15 protein-coding genes are annotated in these 18913 nt (G+C 72.2%); 5 read left to right on the forward strand and 10 right to left on the reverse strand.

Features of this window, described 5'->3' with window-relative positions; translation table 11 throughout:
• Window positions 1-31: 31 nt before the first annotated feature.
• The gene (locus ACWDVB_RS34780; RefSeq protein ID WP_451512825.1) at window positions 32-2497 is read left to right on the forward strand and encodes an ATP-binding protein; all 2466 of its coding nucleotides are present in this window, start codon (window positions 32-34) and stop codon (window positions 2495-2497) included.
• A 51-nt stretch (window positions 2498-2548) separates the two neighbouring features.
• Here the strand turns inward: ACWDVB_RS34780 and nucS are convergent, their stop codons facing one another.
• Entirely contained in the window at window positions 2549-3220 is a 672-nt protein-coding gene (nucS, locus tag ACWDVB_RS34785; RefSeq protein WP_451512826.1) for an endonuclease NucS, read from the reverse strand.
• A 253-nt stretch (window positions 3221-3473) separates the two neighbouring features.
• On the opposite strand from nucS, the gene ACWDVB_RS34790 reads away from it, so the two are divergent.
• Entirely contained in the window at window positions 3474-3866 is a 393-nt protein-coding gene (locus tag ACWDVB_RS34790) for an SCO5389 family protein (RefSeq protein ID WP_451512827.1), read from the forward strand.
• A gap of 87 nt (window positions 3867-3953) precedes the next feature.
• On the opposite strand, the gene ACWDVB_RS34795 is transcribed toward ACWDVB_RS34790, so the two are convergent.
• On the reverse strand, window positions 3954-5003 hold the full coding sequence (locus ACWDVB_RS34795; RefSeq protein ID WP_451512828.1) for an LLM class flavin-dependent oxidoreductase: 1050 nt from the start codon (window positions 5001-5003) through the stop codon (window positions 3954-3956).
• 208 nt (window positions 5004-5211) lie between these two features.
• Here ACWDVB_RS34795 and ACWDVB_RS34800 point away from each other — a divergent pair, with 208 nt between their 5' ends.
• Window positions 5212-5544, forward strand: coding sequence for an ATP/GTP-binding protein (locus ACWDVB_RS34800; RefSeq protein WP_451512829.1), 333 nt, complete (start codon window positions 5212-5214; stop codon window positions 5542-5544).
• Window positions 5545-5577: 33 nt separating this feature from the next.
• Here the strand turns inward: ACWDVB_RS34800 and ACWDVB_RS34805 are convergent, their stop codons facing one another.
• From ACWDVB_RS34805 to mce, 8 genes are all read right to left on the reverse strand, one after another.
• Complete coding sequence (locus ACWDVB_RS34805) at window positions 5578-6420, reverse strand: ABC transporter permease (RefSeq protein ID WP_451512919.1); 843 nt, start codon at window positions 6418-6420, stop codon at window positions 5578-5580.
• Between the two features lie 125 nt (window positions 6421-6545).
• Window positions 6546-7718: an ABC transporter ATP-binding protein gene (locus ACWDVB_RS34810; protein WP_451512830.1), complete on the reverse strand. Its 1173-nt coding sequence runs from the start codon at window positions 7716-7718 to the stop codon at window positions 6546-6548.
• Window positions 7719-7828: 110 nt separating this feature from the next.
• Window positions 7829-8665: a hypothetical protein gene (locus tag ACWDVB_RS34815; RefSeq protein WP_451512831.1), complete on the reverse strand. Its 837-nt coding sequence runs from the start codon at window positions 8663-8665 to the stop codon at window positions 7829-7831.
• A gap of 65 nt (window positions 8666-8730) precedes the next feature.
• Complete coding sequence (locus ACWDVB_RS34820; protein ID WP_451512832.1) at window positions 8731-9501, reverse strand: ABC transporter permease; 771 nt, start codon at window positions 9499-9501, stop codon at window positions 8731-8733.
• Complete coding sequence (locus ACWDVB_RS34825; protein WP_451512833.1) at window positions 9480-10430, reverse strand: ABC transporter ATP-binding protein; 951 nt, start codon at window positions 10428-10430, stop codon at window positions 9480-9482. The genes ACWDVB_RS34820 and ACWDVB_RS34825 overlap by 22 nt, the downstream gene beginning before the upstream one ends.
• A 73-nt stretch (window positions 10431-10503) precedes the next feature.
• Window positions 10504-11439 (reverse strand): cellulose-binding protein, encoded by a 936-nt coding sequence (locus ACWDVB_RS34830; protein ID WP_451512834.1) that lies wholly within the window; start codon window positions 11437-11439, stop codon window positions 10504-10506.
• A 182-nt stretch (window positions 11440-11621) separates the two neighbouring features.
• Window positions 11622-15824 carry a polarized growth protein Scy gene (scy, locus tag ACWDVB_RS34835; protein WP_451512835.1) on the reverse strand — a complete coding sequence of 1401 codons (4203 nt, stop codon included), beginning with the start codon at window positions 15822-15824 and terminating at the stop codon, window positions 11622-11624.
• A gap of 271 nt (window positions 15825-16095) precedes the next feature.
• The gene (gene mce / locus ACWDVB_RS34840) at window positions 16096-16536 is read right to left on the reverse strand and encodes a methylmalonyl-CoA epimerase (RefSeq protein ID WP_451512836.1); all 441 of its coding nucleotides are present in this window, start codon (window positions 16534-16536) and stop codon (window positions 16096-16098) included.
• A gap of 136 nt (window positions 16537-16672) precedes the next feature.
• Here mce and ACWDVB_RS34845 point away from each other — a divergent pair, with 136 nt between their 5' ends.
• Window positions 16673-17875 carry an acetyl-CoA C-acetyltransferase gene (locus ACWDVB_RS34845; protein WP_451512837.1) on the forward strand — a complete coding sequence of 401 codons (1203 nt, stop codon included), beginning with the start codon at window positions 16673-16675 and terminating at the stop codon, window positions 17873-17875.
• Window positions 17876-17954: 79 nt separating this feature from the next.
• A complete protein-coding gene (gene meaB, locus ACWDVB_RS34850) occupies window positions 17955-18911 on the forward strand; it encodes a methylmalonyl Co-A mutase-associated GTPase MeaB (RefSeq protein WP_451512838.1) in 957 nt (318 codons plus the stop codon).
• Window positions 18912-18913: the final 2 nt, after the last annotated feature.

Raw genomic sequence — 18913 nt, forward strand, 5'->3', positions numbered from 1 at the left:
CTGCACACGACGCATCTGGGGGGCTGAGACCATGGACCCGATGAACCGGGGACCTGAAGACCACGGCCACGACCACAGTGGCGACGATCACGACGGCTCGGCGCGACCGCAGCGACCGCGCGATCCTCTGACGCCCGACTTCGGGCAGCCCGCACCGGCGCTCGCCCGCACCGTCCAGCTCGTCTCGGGCGACTTCCTGCTCACCGTCAACCCCATCGACGGCAGCGAGATAGAGCCCTGCCCTCCCGGAGAGCGGCCGGACACGCCCACCAAACGCAGCGCCGCCGAGCGCGCGGAGCTGCGCCGCGCCGCGCTGCCGCCCGTGCCGCCGGGTCCCGCACAGCCCAGGCTGCCGCTCCTGGAGCGCCAGGAGGAGCGTGAGCGCCTCGTACGGCTCCTCGCGCGCGGCCGCTCGGTGCGGCTCACCGGACCCGCGGGATCGGGCCGCACGGCGCTACTCAACGCCGTCGCCGACGACTGCGCGGACCTCGCCCCCGACGGCGTCGTCCGGCTCTCCGGCTACCGCAAGACGCCCGTGGAACTGCTCCACGACCTCTTCGCCATCGTCTACGACGCGCCGCTGCACCGCCCCGAGCGCGCCCTGCTGCTCGAACTCGTCCACGACATCGGCGCCGTCGTCGTCCTCGACGACCTGGAGTTCGGCGGCGCGGGCCTCGACGAGCTGCTCGACGCGACACCCGAGTGCGCCTTCCTCCTCTCCACGACACCCGACGTCGCCGCCCCGTCCGCCGACTCCCACCTCGAAGAGGTCTTCCTCGGCGGCCTCGGCCGCGGCGGCGGCCTTGAGCTCCTGGAGCGCGCCGTCGGCCGCGTCCTCGACGACGAGGAGGCCAACTGGGCGGGCGACCTGTGGTTCGAGTCCGAGGGCCTGCCGCTGCGCTTCGTCCAGGCCGGCGCCCTGCTCCGCCAGCGCGACCAGCTCCGCGCCGACCCGCACGCCTTCGAGGAGCACGGCTACTTCGCCGACACCCCGGTCGACGCGCCCTTCGACACCGGACCCGACGCCGGATCCGAGATCCCGCTGCCCTCGCTCGCCGACGGAGCCGCGCCCGCCGCCCTGCTCGCCTCGCGGCTCAGCCCCTCCGCCCGCGCCACCCTGAAGTTCGCCGTCGCGCTCGGCGGCGAGCTGCCGCACCAGGCGCACCTGCCCGCCCTGGTCGGCGACACCCACGCCGACGCGGCCCTCGCCGAACTGGTCGGCTGCGCCCTGGTCACCGCCGTCGGCGCCCGCTACCGCCTCGCCGCCGGAGTGCGTACGCAACTGGAGGGCGCCGGATACGCCGACGAGGCCGCCGAGCACGCCAGGACCACCGCCCGGCACTACACCTGGTGGGCCGGGCACCCCTCCGTCACCCCGGAGCGGGTCGCCGCCGAGGCGGACGCCGTGCAGGCCGCCCTGGCCGCCCTCGTCGGCCCGGAGAGCGGCGCCGCGGTGCTGCTGGCCCGCACCGCCGCGCCCGCCTTCGCGGGCGGGCTGCACTGGGGCGCCTGGGAACGCGCCCTGCGCTCCGGCCAGGAAGCGGCACGCAACGCCGGGGAGGTCGGCGAAGAGGCGTACTTCCACCACGAGTTGGGCGTCCTCGCGCTCTGCGGCGGACAGCTCGACCGGGCCCGCGCCGAGCTGGAGGCCTCCATAGGGCTGCGCGGCGCCCTCGCCGACAAGCGCGGCATGATCTCCGGGCGCAGGGCCCTCGCCCTGGTCGCCGACCGCTCGGGCGGCGCGCTGCCCGGCGGGCGTACGGCCGCGGGCGAAGAGGTCCCCGACGCGCGGTACGAGGAGTCGGCGTCGCCCCCCGGCGGCGTCCCGGCGGCCTTCGCGCTGCCCGGACCGGCCGCCGAGCCGGACACCCTCGTCACGAGCAGGGTCACGCCCGCCGTCGGCGCGGGAGGCGCGCCGAGCCGCCGCTCCATCCTCAGCGGCACCCGGCGCAACCTCGTCGCCGCGGGCGCGGGAGCCCTGCTCGCCGCCGTCCTCGGCACCGTCGTCACGCTCGGCGCCACGTCCGACGGCGACCGCCCCGAGGGCGACCGGGTCAAGACGGAGCAGTCGGCCGAGAAGGACGGCGACGGCGGCGGCCTGACCGCGGACGAGCCGCGGACGGGCTCCACGAACCGCCCCGACGACCCCGGCGAGGACGGCGTCATCGGCACCTCGGACGACCCGAAGCCCTCCGCCACCGGCGAGCCCTCGGGCAAGCCGAGCGACAGCGGCGAGCCGTCGGACAAGCCGACCGACAAGCCCACGGACAAACCGACGGACAAGCCCACCGGCAAGCCCACGGACAAGCCGACCGACAAGCCCACGGACAAGCCCACCGACAAACCGACGGACAAGCCGACGGACCCGCCCACCACGGACGAGCCGACGGACCCGCCGACGACCGACGACCCGCCGCCCTCCCCGCCCACGAGCGACGCCGCGCCGTCCTCGGCCGACACCTCCGCCGACACCTCGGACTCGGCGAGCACGTCATGAGGGGCCGGGTCCCGACGGACCCGGCCCCTCACGACGTACGTGTGATGTCTCTCAGAACAGCCGCAGCTTGTCGTCCTCGATGCCGCGCAGCGCGTTGTAGTCCAGGACGGTGCAGCCGATGCCGCGGTCCGTGGCCAGGACGCGGGCCTGCGGCTTGATCTCCTGGGCGGCGAAGACGCCCCTGACGGGCGCCAGGTGCGGGTCGCGGTTCAACAGCTCCAGGTAGCGGGTCAGTTGCTCCACGCCGTCGATCTCGCCGCGCCGCTTGATCTCCACGGCGACCGTCTGCCCGTCGGCGTCCCGGCAGAGGATGTCGACCGGGCCGATCGCCGTCATGTACTCGCGGCGGATGAGCGAGTAACCCTCACCCAGTGTCTCGATCCGGTCGGCGAGGAGCTCCTGGAGATGCGCTTCCACACCGTCCTTGATGAGCCCCGGGTCCACGCCCAGCTCGTGCGAGGAGTCGTGCAGGACTTCCTCCATCGTGATGATGAGCTTCTCGCCCGCCTTGTTCACGACGGTCCACACACCGGCGTCGTCCCCTGATCCCTCCTTCAAGGTGCAGGGCGGGGACATCCAGTTGAGGGGCTTGTAGGCCCTGTCGTCCGCGTGGATCGAGACGCTGCCGTCCGCCTTCACGAGGATCAGACGGGGCGCCGACGGGAGATGGGCGGTGAGCCGGCCCGCGTAGTCCACGGAGCATCGGGCAATGACGAGACGCATGGGGCGCAACGCTACTCGACTCGGGGCGGTGCACGCGATTCGCCCACCCGGGGACCCGGACACCGCGGGGGCCGCACGACTTGTCCGCCGATGAACCCGTTCGATCCTGGCCGGTTATGCGCCCAATCTCCTGGTGCGGTCACGCGCTGTTGCCTACCGTAGAAGCGGGAGGTCGTCATCCGTGCACGCTGCGTATGCGGACTCCATCCCTGTCCGTAAGCCCTCGCTCGGCGGGGGTGTGAGAGGAGAACCCATGTCGCTCGACGTCTCACCGGCACTGTTGGAACAGGCCGAGCGAGGCGAGGTGGACGAAGCAGCATTCGTCGACTGCGTCCGGACCTCCCTGCCTTACGCATGGGAGATGATCAGCTCCTTGGTGGCCCAGCTGAAGGTCGACGGCGGAGAGTTCGCCGACAACCAGACGCCGCCGCCGGACGAGCAGGCACGTGGACAGCTGCTGCGCGCGCTCGCGAGTGACGCGATTCGCGGCACTCTGCAGCGGCACTTCGGGGTGCGTCTGGCATTCCAGAACTGCCACCGCGTGGCGGTGTTCCCGCTGGACTCTTCGGTGGACGACAGGCTCGCCCGCTTCACCTCGATCCGGGGCCAGCTGCTCAACCAGTCTCCCGAACTGCGGGACTGCTGACGCTTGCTGCTGCCGCTCCGTACGCGGGAGGTGTGTCAGTCCGGAGCGGCAGCTTCCGTCTCAGCCCGGCTGGGGCCGCACCGGCCCTCAGCGCAGCTGGGGCAGTACCTCTGCCCCCAGCCTCCGCACGTTCTCCTCCGTGGCCGCGAGGTCGCCGGAGCCCTCGACGAGCAGCGCGAAGCGCGTGATGCCCGTGCGCTCCGACGTGGCGGCGAGGCGGTCCGCGCACATCTGCGGGGTGCCCACGGGGTGCAGACCGCAGAGCAGTTCGGTGTACACCAGCGGGTCCCGCATGGTGCGGCTGCGGCCGTCGACCGTCACATGGGCGTCCAGACCCTGCTTGAGCCAGCCCGGCATCGCTTTCTGTAACACCTCGGCCGCCGCAAGACGCCGGTCCGCGATCTGCACGACGCCGGCGGAGACGTGCGAAGCCGTGGCGATTTCCTCCGGCGTATGCCCGGCGGTACGGGCGTGCCGATTCCACAAGGCCACCATTTCGGCCTTCTCGTCGTCGCCCGCGTGCATCCCGAGCAGCATGGGCAGCCCGCGCTGCGCGGCGAGCCGCACGCTGGACGGCGAGGTGCAGGCGAGGACCACTTCGGGGCCGCTGTCCTCCTGCTCGCTGTCCTCCTGCCCGCTCAGCGCCTCCTGCGGACGCGGTACGACGGCGACCTCGCGGAACGCGAACCGCTCGCCCGAGCTCTCGACCCGGGGCTCGCGCAGCCACCTGAGCAGCAGGTCGAGGGAGTCGGGGAACCCTTTCTCGTAGGCTTCCAGGCCCACGCCGAAGACCTCCAGGTCCACCCAGGGGCCGCCCCGGCCGACGCCCAACGAGAAGCGGCCGCCGGACGTGATGTGGAGCAGGGCCGCCTGCTCGCCGAGCGCGACGGGGTGCACGGTCGGCAGGACGCTCACGGCCGTGCCGATCCGGATCCGCCGGGTCCGTCCGAGGAGCAGCGCCGCCAGGGTCACCGCCGAGGGACATGTGCCGTACGGCACGAAGTGGTGTTCGGCGAGCCAGACCGAGTCGAGCCCCGCCTCCTCGGCCACCTCGGCGGACCGCACCGCTCGGTGCAGAGCCTCCCCCTGCCCCTGTCCGGGGAATTGACCGGCCGGAACAAAACTACCTACACGCATCGAACTCCTGCCTCCTTGGCGCCGACGCAGGCACTCCCCCCACGGGCACCAACGCGTGACACGTGCCAAAGGCACGGCTTGGCGTGAGGATTGTTGGATTTTCCGTGCGTTGCGGGGGGAGCTGTGGGATCCGCGCGGGGCGGGTACCCCTCGACGCGGCGCGTAGGCTGGTCACCCCCCTGATCGCCGTACAGCCGAGAGGTGTTCTGTGTCCCCGCGTCGCAACCGCCCCAAGGGCGCCGCAGAGTCGAGGGCGTCCGCGGGTGCGGAGCCGCCCGGCCGCTACGGCGGTTTCCAGAGCGTCGAGACCTGGCGGGACGAGCGGTGGAGCGTACGCCATGTCGCGGGCGCGAGCGCGGAGGGCAAGCGGTACCGCTGCCCCGGCTGCGACCAGGAGATCCCCTCGTCGCTCGCGCACCTGGTGGCCTGGCCGGAGCACTCCGGGGTGGACGAGCGCAGACACTGGCACAAGGCCTGCTGGAACGCGAAGGACCGCCGCACCACAAGGGTGCAGCGGTCCCGTAACGCGCCGAGGTACTAGTCAGCCCCGGTACGGCTCAGACGTCGCGTACGGCTATACGTCGCGCTTCTCCAGGAGGGCGAAGGCGCCGCCGAGCGCGACCACCGTCACGACGACGAGGACGACCAGCTGGGACGTGCCGCCGGAGCCGTCGATGCCGTCCGCGCCGAAGATCTTCGCGAGCGAGTTGATGGCGTTGTAGTCCGACATCTTCTCGGCGAGCGACCGCGTGCTGTCCCAGATCATCAGGAACGCGGGCAGGATCGCCGGTACGAGGACCACGCCGAGCATGGCGGTGATGGCGCCCGCGGAGTGCCGCAGCATGGAGCCGGCGGCCAGCGCGAGCACACCGAGCAGCGAGACGTACAGGCCGCCCTTGAAGACGGTGCCCATCCAAGGCAGGTCGCCCGACTCGGGACCGCTGTTCATGGACGAGGCCGCGAGGCCCACCAGCAGGATGGAGCCCGCGGAGACGACGAAGGCCGTGACGAAGAAGACGATGACCTTCGCGGCCAGCACGCGGTGGCGCTGCGGGGAGGCCGTGAACGTCGTACGGATCATGCCCGTGCCGTACTCCGACGAGGTCACCAGGACGCCGAGCGTGATCAGGCAGATCTGGCCCAGCATGAGGCCGAAGAAGGCCGGGACCGTGTACGGCATGTCCGAGTAGTTCTCGGGGGTGGTGTTCGCGGCGGCGAGCAGGCCGATGCCGATGACCAGGGCGAGGAAGATGCCCAGGGTCCACATCGTGGAGCGGACCGACTTTATCTTCGTCCACTCGGAGGCGAGGGCGTTGCCGAGGTGGGTCTTCCTGACCGGGATCGGCGAGGTGTAGGCGTTGTTCATCGCCTGCTGCCAGGCGGAGGGCGGCGCCGGGGCGGCGGGCGGGGGAGCCATCGGGGCACCCTGCGGCACCGGGGCACCCTGCGCGGGGGCGCCGGCCTGGGCGTACGCGTGCTGGTGCTGAGGCTGCGGGGCCTGCTGCTGCGCCTGCGGCTGCTGCTGCGGAGTCGGAGGCGTGGTCATCGGGGGGCATCCTCGTTGTCGTTGGCGCGCTTGGTCATGTCGGGCGCGGGGGCATGAGCGGGGGAGGCCGGCGGCTGCGGCTGCTGCTGCGGCATCGCGAAGGGCTGGCCGCCCTGCTGGGGCGGCGGCGGCGCGTACCAGCCGTGCTGGCCCTGGCCGGGCACCGGAGGCCGGCCCTGCGGCGGCAGGCCGGGGGGCATGGCGCCGGGCTGCATCGGCTGCACCGGCTCCTGGAGGCCCGCGCGCTGGTCGACCGTGGAGCGGTAGTCGACGGCGCCCTGCGTCATCCGCATGTACGCCTCCTCCAGCGAGGCCTGGTGCGGCGAGAGCTCCCACAGGCGGACGTCCGCGCCGTGCGCGAGGTCGCTGATGCGGGGCAGCGGCAGCCCGAGCACGCGCAGCGCGCCGTCCTGCTCGGGCATCACCTGGCCGCCCGCCTCGGTCAGCGCGGCCGTCAGCTTCTCGCGCTGCTGGGGCTCGCTCTCCGGCGTGCGTACGCGCGCGAAGTCGGCGGAGTTCGCCGAGATGAAGTCCCTCACGCTCATGTCGGCGAGCAGCTGGCCGCGGCCGATCACGATCAGGTGCTCGGCGGTGAGCGCCATCTCGCTCATCAGGTGGGACGACACGAAGACCGTGCGCCCCTCGGCCGCGAGCGACTTCATCAGGTTGCGGACCCAGAGGATGCCCTCGGGGTCGAGGCCGTTGACCGGCTCGTCGAAGAGCAGCACCTGCGGGTCGCCGAGGAGCGCCGCCGCGATGCCGAGGCGCTGGCCCATGCCGAGCGAGAAGCCCTTGGAGCGCTTCTTCGCCACCTCCTGGAGACCCACGACACCGAGCACCTCGTCGACCCTGCGGGCCGGGATGCCGGAGAGCTGCGCGAGGCAGAGCAGGTGGTTGCGGGCGTGCCGGCCGCCGTGCACGGCCTTGGCGTCGAGCAGGGCGCCGACCTGACGCGGGGCGTTGGGGAGCTTGCGGTAGGGGTAACCGCCGATCGTCACCTGCCCCGTGGTGGGGGTGTCGAGCCCGAGGATCATGCGCATCGTCGTCGACTTGCCGGAGCCGTTGGGCCCGAGGAAGCCGGTGACGGTACCGGGCCGCACCTGGAAGGAAAGGTTGTACACGGCTGTCTTGGCGCCATAGCGCTTCGTCAGGCCGACTGCCTCGATCATTCTCCGCACCCATCGAATGGTTCAGGACGTCGGGGCACACGCCCCCGTAAGGGTTAGGAGGATAACGGGGAGCTGACGGTTCCAGCCAAGAGCGAGTAAAGCTGCCGGGCTCACGGGGGCGGCGGCGGGAGCGGGGGCGGGGCCGGGAGGTCCGTCCAGGGGAGCACCCAGCCCTCCTCCACGAACAGGCGCGTGCCCAGGGCCCGCAGCGCGGCGTCGGCGGCCGCCCGACGCACCCAGACCGCCGGGTCGGGCCCGAGCAGCGCGCGCAGCCGCGGAGAGGCGTCGAGCAGGGCGCCGAGGAGCGCCGCCTGGTCGCCGCGGCCCGGCCGGGGCAGTCCGGTCGCCGGGTCGGCGAGAACGCCGCGCACGCTGACGTACAGGGACGCCTCGCCGAGCGGCTCACCGGACGGCAGGGTCATCCCGTACGCCTCGCCCGGCAGCAGGGCCCGCCGGTAGTTGGGCAGCTCCGTGGCGTCGACGGCGGCGAGCTGCGGCGCGTCCAGCCAGGAGACGACCAGCGTGGCCTCGGCCACCGGGTCCGGGTAGGGGGCGGCCGCCACGTATCCGGCGCGGCCGATGTGCGCCGCGCAGCCGATGCCGATGCCGCGGACCCGTACGGGGACCATGGGCACGGCCGCCGGGACGCCGTGCCGGGCCAGCTTGTGGGCGATCTGCCCGGCGGAGGCGTTCGAGCCGACGGCGATGACGGGGCTGCGGCGGCCGAGGGGCGACTGCCCGAGCCGGGCGAGGGCTTCGTCGAGCGGCAGCTCTCCGCCGACGGACCACCCGCCGAGTGCGCCGCCCGGCCTCACGTCGAGCGGCAGCAGCTCGGTCCCGGTCAGCAGGGCGGGCGCGGCGACGGGGAGACCGGGATAGGTGAGGGGCCGCAGCGCGGGCACGCCGTCCAGTCCGAGCGCGGCGAGCCCGCGGTCCCACGCCGTCACATGTCCCTCCGCACTCGCCCCTCCACAGCACTCACGTCTACGCACTCACGTCTCCACACGCGCGCCTACGCGTCCCGCTTCTTCAGCAGTACGTACCCACCGAGCAGCGCCGCGACCACCCACACCACCATGATCGCGAGCCCGCCCCAGGGCCCGTACGGGGTGTCGTCGTCGAACGGCGTCTTGACCTGCATGATCTCGCTGCCGGCCTGGTCGGGCAGGTAGCGGCCGATCTTCTCCGTGGCCGATACGTTGCCGAGGATGCTGGAGATCAGGAAGAAGAACGGCATCAGGATGCCCAGCGACAGCATCGGGCTGCGCAGCATCGCCGCCACTCCCATCGAGAACATCGCGATGAGCGTCATGTAGAGCGCGCCGCCGATGACGGCCCTCAGCACGCCCGGGTCACCGATCTCCGCCTTGTACGGGCCGAGCATGGCCTGCCCCACGAAGAACGCGATGAAGCTGGTCGCCAGACTCACGACGAAGGCGAGCAGCGTGGCCACGAGGAGCTTGCCGAAGAGGAACGTGCCGCGCTGCGGGACCGCCGCGAGCGAGGTGCGGATCATCCCGGTGCTGTACTCGTTGGAGACGACCAGCACCCCGAAGACGATCATCGCGAGCTGGCCGAGGGACATCCCGGAGAAGCTGATGTAGGTCGGGTCGAAGGTCAGCTTGTCCCTGGCGTCCAGGCCGTCGTAGTCGTTCTTCGACAGGATGCTGATCAGCGCCCCGAGCGCGATCGTGAGGACGACGGCGAGGCCGAGCGTCCACACGGTCGAGGAGACCGAGCGGATCTTGGTCCACTCCGACCTCAGTACCTGTGCCGCGGCCATCCCTCAGGCCCCCTTCCGGCGTGGTCGGAGTGCGCGTGGTACTCGACCGACTCCGCGGTGAGCCGCATGAACGCCTCTTCCAGAGAGGCCTGCTGGGGGCTCAGCTCATGGAGTACGAGCTGGTGGCGCGCGGCGAGTTCACCGAGCTGTTCGGATGCGACGCCGTCCACTTCGAGGGCGCCGTCCCGAGCCTCGGCGGCGGTGACGCCCGCCTGCCGCAGGACATCCACGAGGCGCTGGCGCTCCGGGGAGCGCAGTCGGACGTACGACCGTGAGTTCTGCCGGATGAAGTCGGACATCGACGTGTCGGCGAGGAGGCGGCCCTGGCCGATGACGACGAGATGGTCGGCGGTGAGAGCCATCTCGCTCATCAGGTGCGAGGAGACGAAGACCGTACGCCCTTGTGAGGCGAGGGATTTCATGAGGTTCCTGATCCAGTGGATGCCCTCGGGGTCGAGGCCGTTGACCGGCTCGTCGAACATCAGGATCTCGGGGTCGCCGAGCAGCGCGCCCGCGATGCCGAGGCGCTGGCCCATGCCGAGCGAGAAGCCCTTGGCCTTCTTCTTCGCGACGGCGGTGAGACCGACGGTGTCGAGGACCTCGGTGACGCGGCCGCGCGGGATGCCGTTGCTCTGCGCGAGGCAGAGCAGGTGGTTGAAGGCGCTGCGCCCGCCGTGCATGGCCTTGGCGTCGAGGAGGGCGCCGATGCACCTCAGGGGGTTCTTCAGCTGGGAGTAGTGCTTGCCGTCGATGCGCACGTCGCCGGCCGACGGGTTGTCGAGCCCGAGCATCATGCGCATCGTGGTGGACTTCCCCGCGCCGTTCGGACCGAGGAAGCCGGTGACGGTGCCGGGGTGGACGGCGAAGGTCAGGTTGTTGACGGCCACCTTCTCGCCGTACCGCTTGGTCAGCCCCGAGAGCTCGATCATGCGGCAACGCTAAAACGCGACAAAGCCCCCTGCCACTTAGCGGCGGCAGGGGGCTTTGCCTGGACCCACACCCTCAGCGAGTCTGCTGGGCAGGCACCCCACGAGAGATCGGCTCGTCCTCCGCGGGCGTCCCGGCGGCAGCGACCGCCGCGCCGGTGAGCGTCGCCAGCATCTCCCGCACATTGGTGAGCTGCGCGTTGATGGAGTCACGCCGGTTCGTGAGCGCCGCCAGCTCCCGCTCGGACTCCGAGCGGATGCGGTCCGCCTTGGCGTTCGCGTCGGCGACGATGTCCTCGGCCTGACGCTGAGCCGTCTCCACCGTCTGGCGAGCGCGACGCTCAGCGTCGGTCCGCAGCTTCTCCGCTTCCAGACGCAGCTGCTCCGCCCGGTGCTCGATCTCCGCGAGGCGCTTCTCCGCCTTGGCCTGACGGGACGCCAGGTCACGCTCGGACTGGTCGCGCCGCTTGGCGAGATTCGTCTCGAAGTCGGCGGCGGCCTGGGCGGCCTTGGCGCGCGTCTCCTCGAAGAGGGCGTCCGCCTCCTCACGCTTGGACTGCGCGTCCTTCTGGGCCTCGGCCCGCAGCGCGCTCGCCTCGCCCTTGGCCTTCTCGACGATCCGGACGCCCTCGTCCTCGGCCTTGGCCTTGCGCTCGGAGGCGAACGACTCGGCGTCGTTGCGCACCTGCTGGGCGGCCGACTCGGCGAGCTCGCGGTGCTGTTCGGCCGCGCGACGGGCCTCCTCGCGCAGGTCCTTCGCCTCCTCCTCGGCGAGGCGGAGGATCTTCTCGACGCGCGCCCCGAGCCCGGCGTACGACGGCTCGGCGTCGGCGACCTGGGCCTGGGCGTTCTGCGTCTCGAGGTGCAGCTCCTCGATGCGCTTTTCCAGAGCAGTGATACGGGCAAGAGCGTTGTCACGGTCGGAGACGAGCTTGGAGATACGTTCGTCCACCTGAGCGCGGTCGTACCCACGCCGCACAAGCTCGAAGCCGTAGGGGGAAGTGTCGCTCATGGGGTTCCTGTCGAATGGGACCGGTGAGGTGATAGAGGGAATCCTAGGGGTCCGGGCGGCGTGTCATCGAGCAGATGGCCGTTTGATCTGGAGAATGACACCCCTTTTGAGTGGCAAGACGTCAGAGGACTTGCCAGTGACAGGGCCAAAGGTCCTCTCGGATCACGGTAGGCCCTTTTTGGCTAGCTCTCTGACGTCTTGCCACCCGAACGTGTAGATCCGGCCGAGGCCCCCGCCTTGACACCCGCCGCACCGGAACCGCTGTTGGACGGCGTCTTCGCACCGCCCGTCGGCGCCTCGAAGGACTCCAGCGCCTCCAGCACGTCCTGGACCCGGGAGATCTCCGTGTTGATGTCCTTGCGGCGCCGCACCAGGACCTCCAGCTCGCGCTTGCCCTCCTCGACCGTGCGCTCCGCCTCGGCCTCGGCATCGGCCTTGATCCGCTCGGCCTCGGCGACCAGCGAGGCCTTCTTCGTCTCGGCCTCCTTCAGCAGCGCCTCGGCCTTCTTCACTGCGGCGATACGGACCTTGCCCGCCTCGGAGTCGGCGTCCGAGAGCAGCTCCTTCGCCTTCGCCTGCGCCTGCGCGAGCTGCTCCTCCGCCGCCTTCACCAGCGCGTCGCAGCGCTCGCCCGCCGACTTCATCGCCTCGGCCGACTCGTGGCGCGCACGGGCGTGCAGCTCCTCGATCTCGGCCGTCATACGGTCCCGCTGCTCCTCGGAGCGCTCCCTTATGGCGGTCGCGTCGCGCCGGGCGCCGACCAGCAGCTCGTCCGCGTCCGCGCGGGCCTTCTCCACCCGGGTGTTGCCCTCGACCGTCGCCTCGGCGACCAGGCGCTCGGCCTCCTTGCGGGCCGCGCCGACCATCGTGTCGGCCTGCGCCTCGGCGTCCGCCGTCGCCTTCAGGGCCTTCCGGTGGGCGTCCGACGTCAGCTTCTCGGCCTCGGCCGCCGCTTCCGTGATGAGCGTGTCGACCTGCTCGGCGGCTTCCTGACGGCGCTTGTTGGCGGCCTGGCGGGCCTCGTCCAGGGTGCGCTCGGCCTCCTCGCGCGCCTCGGCGGTGAGCCGCTCGGCCTCCCGCGCCGCGTCCGCCTTGACCCGCTCGGACTCGCTGCGGATCCGCTCGGCGTGCTGCTGGGCGGAGTTGACCGCCTCAGCGGCCTCGGCGCGCAGCCGCTCCGCGTCGCCGGAAGCGTCCGAGATGAGCTTCTCGGCCTTGGCCACGGACTCCGCGCGGACCCGCTCGGCCTCGGCGGTCGTCTCGGCCTTGAGGCGCTCGGCCTCAGCGGTGGAATCGGCGCGCAGCCGCTCGGCCTCCCGCGCCGCGTCGGCCTTGAGGCGCTCGGCCTCGGCGGTCGACTCGGCGCGCAGCCGCTCCGCCTCGGCGGTGGAGTCGGCCTTGAGCTGCTCCGCCTCGGCGGTGGACTCCGCCTTGAGGCGCTCGGCTTCGGCGGTCGATTCGGCGCGCAGGCGCTCGGCCTCCGCGGTGGAGTCGGCCTTGAGGCGCTCGGCCTCGGCGGTCGACTCGGCGCGCAGCCGCTCCGCCTCGGCGGTGGAGTCGGCCCTGAGGCGGTCCGCCTCCGCGATCGTCTCGTTCTGCAGCCGTTCGGCCTCGCTGCGGGCCTCGCCGATCAGCGTGTCGGCCTGGCCCGCCGCGTCGCTGCGGATGCGGTTGGCGTCCTCGCGGGCGTCGGCCCGGGTGCGGGCGGCGTCCTGCTCGGCCTGCGCGATGGTGTCGGAGGCCTCCGTGCGCACCCGCTGGGCGTGCTCCGAGGCGTCCGAGCGCATCCGCTCGGCCTCCGCGATCGCGTCCGAAACCGTGCGCTCCGCAAGGGCCTCGGCCGCCTCCGACGCCTCCGCCGCCTCGCGCCGGGTGCGGTTGGCGTCCTCCGCGGCGCGCTCCCGCTCGGCGTGGGCGTCGGCGCGGACGCGGTCGGCCTCCTCCTGCGCCTCCGTCCGCGTGCGCTCCGCGGCGTGCTCGGCGGCCGAGCGCAGGCCCGCGACCTCTTCCTGCGCCGCCTCGTGCAGGCCGGCCACGGAGTCGCGTACGGACTGGGCGTGCTGGTCGGCGGCCGAGACCAGCTCGGTCGCGCGGCGGTCGGCCTCCTCGACGAGACGGATGGCCTCGGCCTGCGCCTCCTCGACGCGCTTACGGGCGGACGCGAGGAGCTCCTCGCTCTGCTCGCGGGCCCGCTCGCGCTCCTGGTCGGCCTCGGCGCGCGCGGAGCTGAGGGTCTCCTCGGCCTCCCGGCGACGGCGGACCGCCTCCTCCTGCGCGGCGGCCAGCGCCTCGGCGGCCTCCGTGCCGACGCGCTCGGCGGCGGCGGCGGCCTCCGCGCGCACCCGGTCGGCGGACTCCTGCGCCTCCGTCTTGAGCCGCTCGGCCTCGGCCGCGGCCTCCGAACGCAGCCGCACGGCGAGGGACTCGCCCTCCGCGCGGGCCTGCGAGGCATCGGCGGCGGCCTCATCGCGCAGCCGCTCGGCCTCGGCCTCCGCCTGCGACTGGAGCGTACGAATCCGCTCGGCCGACTCGGTGCGCAGCCGGTCCGTCTCGTCCGTGGCCTCCCTGCGCATGCGCTCGGCCTCGGCGCGGGCGTCGGTCAGCGCCTGCTCGGCGGCGGTCAGACGCTCCTCGGCCTCCGTGTGAAGCCGCGTCAGCTCCTCGGAGGCGTTGGCCTGCCGCGCCGCTATGGCCCGCTCGGTCTCCTCGCGCAGCGCCTGAGCGGCCTCCTCGGCCTCGGCCCTGGTGGCCTCGGCCTGCTCGGCGGCCTCCTCGCGGTGCCGCTCGGCCTCCGCGCGGGTGCGCTCCAGCGTCTCCTCGGCCTGCGTGCGCAGGCTCGTGGCGCGCTCGACCGCCTCGGCGCGGACCCGCTCGCTCTCGGCGGTCGCGGCCGTACGCAGCTCCTCGGCGTCGGCCTTCGCCTTGGCAAGCAGCTCCTCGGCGGACTTGGCCGCCTCCTCGATCTCCTTGACGGCCTCGCGCCGCGCCTCGCCCCGGATGCGCTCGCCCTCGGAGACCGCGTCGGCCCGCAGCTGCTCGGCCTCGCCGCGCAGCCTGCGCGCCTCCTCCTGGAGCTCGACGGTCTTGGCGCGGTACTCCTTGGTGTCGTCCTTCGCCGCGCCCTTGAGCTCCTCGGCGATGTCGTGCGCCTGAGCGCGCAGCCGGTCCGCCTCGGTCTCCGCCTCGGAGCGGATCCGCTCGGCCTCCTCGGTGGCGGCCTTCGTGGTCTCCTTGGCGTTCTTCGAGGCCTTGTCGAGGACCTCCTCGGCCGTCCGCGCGGCCTTCGCGAGCTGGCTCGCGGTCTCCTCGGCGGTGATCGTGCGCGCCTTCTCGGCGGCTTCCGCGATGAGCTTCTCGGCCTCCGCGCGGGCGTCGGCGATCAGCTGCTCCGCCTCGGACTTGGCGGACTCGGCCTCCTTGGTGGCCTCACTGACGAGCCGCGCGACCTGCTCCTTGGCGGTGCGCGTGCGCTGCTCGCCCGCGGCCTCGGCGGCCGCGAGCTGCTTGCCCGCGGTGTCCTTGGCCTCGGCGAGCACCTTCTCGGCCTCGGCCCGCGCCTCGCGCAGCGCCGTGTCCGCCTCGGTCATGCGCTGCTCGGCGGCCCGGCTCGCCTCGGCGGCCTGCCTGCGGGCCTGCTCGGACTCGGTCGCCGTGGTGGAGCGCAGCTGCTCGGCGTGGTCGGTGGCCTCCTGCGCCTGCGTGGAGGCGGCGTTCAGGAGGCGCTCGGCGTCCGTGCGGGCCCGGCGCAGGATGGCCTCGGCCTCGGCGCGGGCGGCCTCCGCGTCGCTCGCCAGGCGCCGGCGGGCCTGCTCGGCGACGCGCTCGGCCTCGGCGCGGGCGGTGGCCAGGGCCTGCTCGGCCTCGGCGCGCGACTCGTCCAGGAGACGGCGGGCCTGCTGCTCGGTACGGGCGCGGAGCTGCTCGGCCCACGCCACGTTCTCGTTGACGTGCGACTCGACGGTCTGGCGGCGCTCGGCCAGCTCCTGGTCGAGCTGCTGGCGGCGCGAGACGGCCTCGGCGTGCAGCTCGGACTGGAGCCGGGCCTGCTGCTCGGCGTGCTCCTGGAGGATGCGCTGCGTCTGCGCGCGGGCGTCGCGCAGCTCGCGCTCGGCATCGGCGCGCAGCTGCTCGGCCTGGATCTGCGCGTTACGGAGCAGCTGCTCGGCCTGGTAACCGATGTCCGCGCTGTCGTAGGCAGGACGGTTCGCGAGGTTGCGGCGCGCCTCGTGCAACTTGGCGCGCAACACCTCGACCTGGTAGCCGAGGTCCTCGGCGTGCTGGACGGCTTTCTCCCGCTCGGTCTTCAGCCGGTCCATCTCGGCCTCGAACCGCGAAAGACTGTCGGTCTCAGCCCGCGAGTTCTCTTGGCGTTCGTAGCCCCGCACTGCGCGGTCCCATCCTTCCCCGAGCTCTCGGCTGCGCTCGAGCAGGGGAGGCCCCACTCCTGGTCGCAAGTCTCTCCAACGAGCCCCGTTCATCCGCCGAACGGGGCCCCCGGGGGAATGGTGTCAGATCAACGGCGGAGCATGCGCTGCTGCCCCGACGCTCGTCCCCCGAAACCCGGACCCCGGTACGTGGCCGCCCAGCTTTCGGGCAGCCTGCCGCCCCGACTTCGGACGGTCAGTCACTAACCCTACCGGCCCAGATATACGGAGGTCAGTGCTCCGGTGACTCGGAGGGCGCCGAAGTGACGAGTTCCGTGAGAACGCCGTGGCAGTCCTTGGGGTGGAGGAACGTGATGCGCGACCCCATGGAACCGATCCTCGGCTCGTCGTACAGAACGCGTACGCCCTTGTCCTTGATGGCCGCGGCGTCACCGTCCACGTCCGCGGTGCCGAAGGCGATGTGGTGCACGCCCTCACCGTTCTTGGCCAGCCATTTGCCGACCGCGGAGTCGTCCCGCGTGGGCTCCAGGAGCTGGAGGTAGGAGGCGCCCCCGTCACTGGTCTCATTGATCTTGAGCATGGCCTCGCGCACGCCCTGCTCTTCGTTGACTTCGGAGTGGAAGACCGTGAATCCGTACGTCTCCCGGTAGAACTCGACGGTCTTGTCGAGGTCGAAACAGGCGATCCCGATGTGATCGATTCGCGTCAGCATGGTTCAAGTGCAGCGCTTCATGCGGTGATTACGCAACGTGCGCGCGATCACACCCGCCGCCCGATGACGCATGGGGTACCGCTCAGTACATTCAGATAAACCCTCGTTAACTTCTCCTCCCAAGGGGCCGTGGCACATGTCTCGAACGTCCGGTACCACCTCAGTGATCGTCGCGGGCGCCCGTACGCCCATGGGCCGCCTCCTCGGCTCCCTGAAGTCATTCTCGGGTGCGGACCTGGGCGGCTTCGCGATCAAGGCCGCGCTCGACCGCGCCGGCATCGGCGGCGACCAGGTCCAGTACGTGATCATGGGCCAGGTCCTCCAGGCCGGGGCGGGGCAGATCCCGGCGCGCCAGGCCGCCGTCAAGGCCGGCATCCCGATGAACGTCCCCGCGCTCACCGTCAACAAGGTGTGTCTTTCGGGCCTCGACGCGATCGCCCTCGCCGACCAGCTGATCCGCGCCGGCGAGTTCGACATCGTCGTCGCCGGCGGCCAGGAGTCGATGAGCAACGCCCCGCACCTGCTCCCCAAGTCCCGCGAGGGATACAAGTACGGCGCGATCGAGATGCTCGACTCGATGGCGTACGACGGTCTGACCGACTCCTTCGAGGGTGTCGCGATGGGCGAGTCGACCGAGAAGCACAACAGCCGCCTCGGCATCGCGCGCCCCGAGCAGGACGAGATCGCCGCCGCCTCGCACCGGCGAGCCGCCGCCGCGCAGAAGAACGGCCTGTTCGAGGCCGAGATCACCCCGGTCGAGATCCCGCAGCGCAAGGGCGACCCGGTGCTCTTCTCCAAGGACGAGGGCATCCGCGCCGAGACCACCGCCGAGTCCCTCGGCAAGCTGCGCCCCGCCTTCGCCAAGGACGGCACGATCACGGCGGGCTCCGCCTCGCAGATCTCCGACGGCGCGGCGGCGGTCGTCGTCATGTCCAAGGCCAAGGCCGAGGAGCTGGGCCTGGACTGGCTCGCGGAGATCGGCGCCCACGGCAATGTGGCGGGCCCGGACAACTCGCTCCAGTCCCAGCCGTCCAACGCCATCCGGCACGCCCTGAAGAAGGAGGGCCTGGACGTCCCGGACCTGGATCTCATCGAGATCAACGAGGCCTTCGCCGCCGTCGCGGTGCAGTCAATGAAGGACCTCGGAGTGTCCACGGAAAAGGTGAACGTCAACGGCGGCGCCATCGCGCTGGGTCACCCGATCGGGATGTCCGGCGCGCGTGTCGTGCTGCACCTCGCCCTGGAGCTGAAGCGCCGGGGCGGCGGCGTGGGCGCGGCGGCGCTGTGCGGGGGCGGCGGCCAGGGCGACGCGTTGATCCTCAAGGTGGCCAAGGGCTGAGACCCGGGATCCTGAAGGTGGCCGAGGGCTGACGGGTCTGCGGCTGTGGTGTCCCGTACGTAGCGAACGGAGCTGTTTGATGCAGGACGTCCCCTCCCTGGTGGCACAGGCCCGCGAGGGCAGGCCGCGGGCCGTGGCCCGGCTGATCTCACTGGTCGAGGGGGCGTCGCCGCAGCTGCGCGAAGTGATGGCGGCGCTCGCGCCACTGGCGGGACACGCGTACGTGGTGGGGCTCACGGGTTCCCCTGGTGTCGGCAAGTCGACATCGACGTCCGCGCTGGTGAGCGCCTACCGCAGGGCCGGTAAGCGGGTCGGCGTACTGGCCGTCGACCCGTCGTCGCCCTTCTCCGGGGGCGCACTCCTCGGCGACCGGGTCCGGATGTCGGACCACGCCTCCGACCCCGGCGTCTACATCCGCTCCATGGCCACGCGCGGCCACCTCGGCGGGCTCGCCTGGGCCGCCCCGCAGGCGATCCGCGTCCTGGACGCGGCGGGCTGCGACGTGGTGCTCGTCGAGACCGTCGGCGTCGGGCAGTCCGAGGTCGACATCGCCTCCCAGGCGGACACCTCCGTGGTGCTGCTCGCCCCCGGCATGGGCGACGGCATCCAGGCGGCCAAGGCCGGAATCCTGGAGATCGGCGACGTGTACGTCGTCAACAAGGCGGACCGCGACGGCGCGGACGCGACCGCGCGGGAGCTGAACCACATGCTCGGCCTCGGGGAGTCCCGCGGGCCGGGGGACTGGCGGCCGCCCATCGTGAAGACGGTCGCGGCGCGGGGCGAGGGCATCGACGAGGTCGTCGAGGCGCTGGAGAAGCACCGGGCGTGGATGGAGGAGCGGGGTGTCCTCGCCGAGCGGCGGGTCTCCCGTGCCTCTCGGGAGGTCGAGACCATCGCGGTCACCGCGTTGCGGGAGCGGATCGGCTCCCTGCACGGGGATCGGCGGCTCTCTCTGCTGGCGGAGCGGATTGTCGCGGGGGAGCTTGATCCTTACGCGGCCGCGGACGAGTTGGTAGCGGGGCTTACTTCGGGGTGATC

It is taken from the genome of Streptomyces sp. NPDC003379 (assembly GCF_053589195.1).

What these genes read in the sequence shown, in the direction of transcription:
- ACWDVB_RS34795 (WP_451512828.1), bottom strand. Translation starts at nt 5,003, where the DNA reads ATGCGTGTAGGTAGTTTTGTTCCGGCCGGTCAATTCCCCGGACAGGGG.
- meaB (WP_451512838.1), top strand. Translation starts at nt 17,955, where the DNA reads ATGCAGGACGTCCCCTCCCTGGTGGCACAGGCCCGCGAGGGCAGGCCG.
- ACWDVB_RS34830 (WP_451512834.1), bottom strand. Translation starts at nt 11,439, where the DNA reads ATGAGCGACACTTCCCCCTACGGCTTCGAGCTTGTGCGGCGTGGGTAC.
- ACWDVB_RS34820 (WP_451512832.1), bottom strand. Translation starts at nt 9,501, where the DNA reads ATGGCCGCGGCACAGGTACTGAGGTCGGAGTGGACCAAGATCCGCTCG.
- mce (WP_451512836.1), bottom strand. Translation starts at nt 16,536, where the DNA reads ATGCTGACGCGAATCGATCACATCGGGATCGCCTGTTTCGACCTCGAC.
- ACWDVB_RS34790 (WP_451512827.1), top strand. Translation starts at nt 3,474, where the DNA reads ATGTCGCTCGACGTCTCACCGGCACTGTTGGAACAGGCCGAGCGAGGC.
- ACWDVB_RS34805 (WP_451512919.1), bottom strand. Translation starts at nt 6,420, where the DNA reads ATGGCTCCCCCGCCCGCCGCCCCGGCGCCGCCCTCCGCCTGGCAGCAG.
- ACWDVB_RS34825 (WP_451512833.1), bottom strand. Translation starts at nt 10,430, where the DNA reads ATGATCGAGCTCTCGGGGCTGACCAAGCGGTACGGCGAGAAGGTGGCC.
- ACWDVB_RS34780 (WP_451512825.1), top strand. Translation starts at nt 32, where the DNA reads ATGGACCCGATGAACCGGGGACCTGAAGACCACGGCCACGACCACAGT.
- ACWDVB_RS34845 (WP_451512837.1), top strand. Translation starts at nt 16,673, where the DNA reads ATGTCTCGAACGTCCGGTACCACCTCAGTGATCGTCGCGGGCGCCCGT.
- ACWDVB_RS34810 (WP_451512830.1), bottom strand. Translation starts at nt 7,718, where the DNA reads ATGATCGAGGCAGTCGGCCTGACGAAGCGCTATGGCGCCAAGACAGCC.
- nucS (WP_451512826.1), bottom strand. Translation starts at nt 3,220, where the DNA reads ATGCGTCTCGTCATTGCCCGATGCTCCGTGGACTACGCGGGCCGGCTC.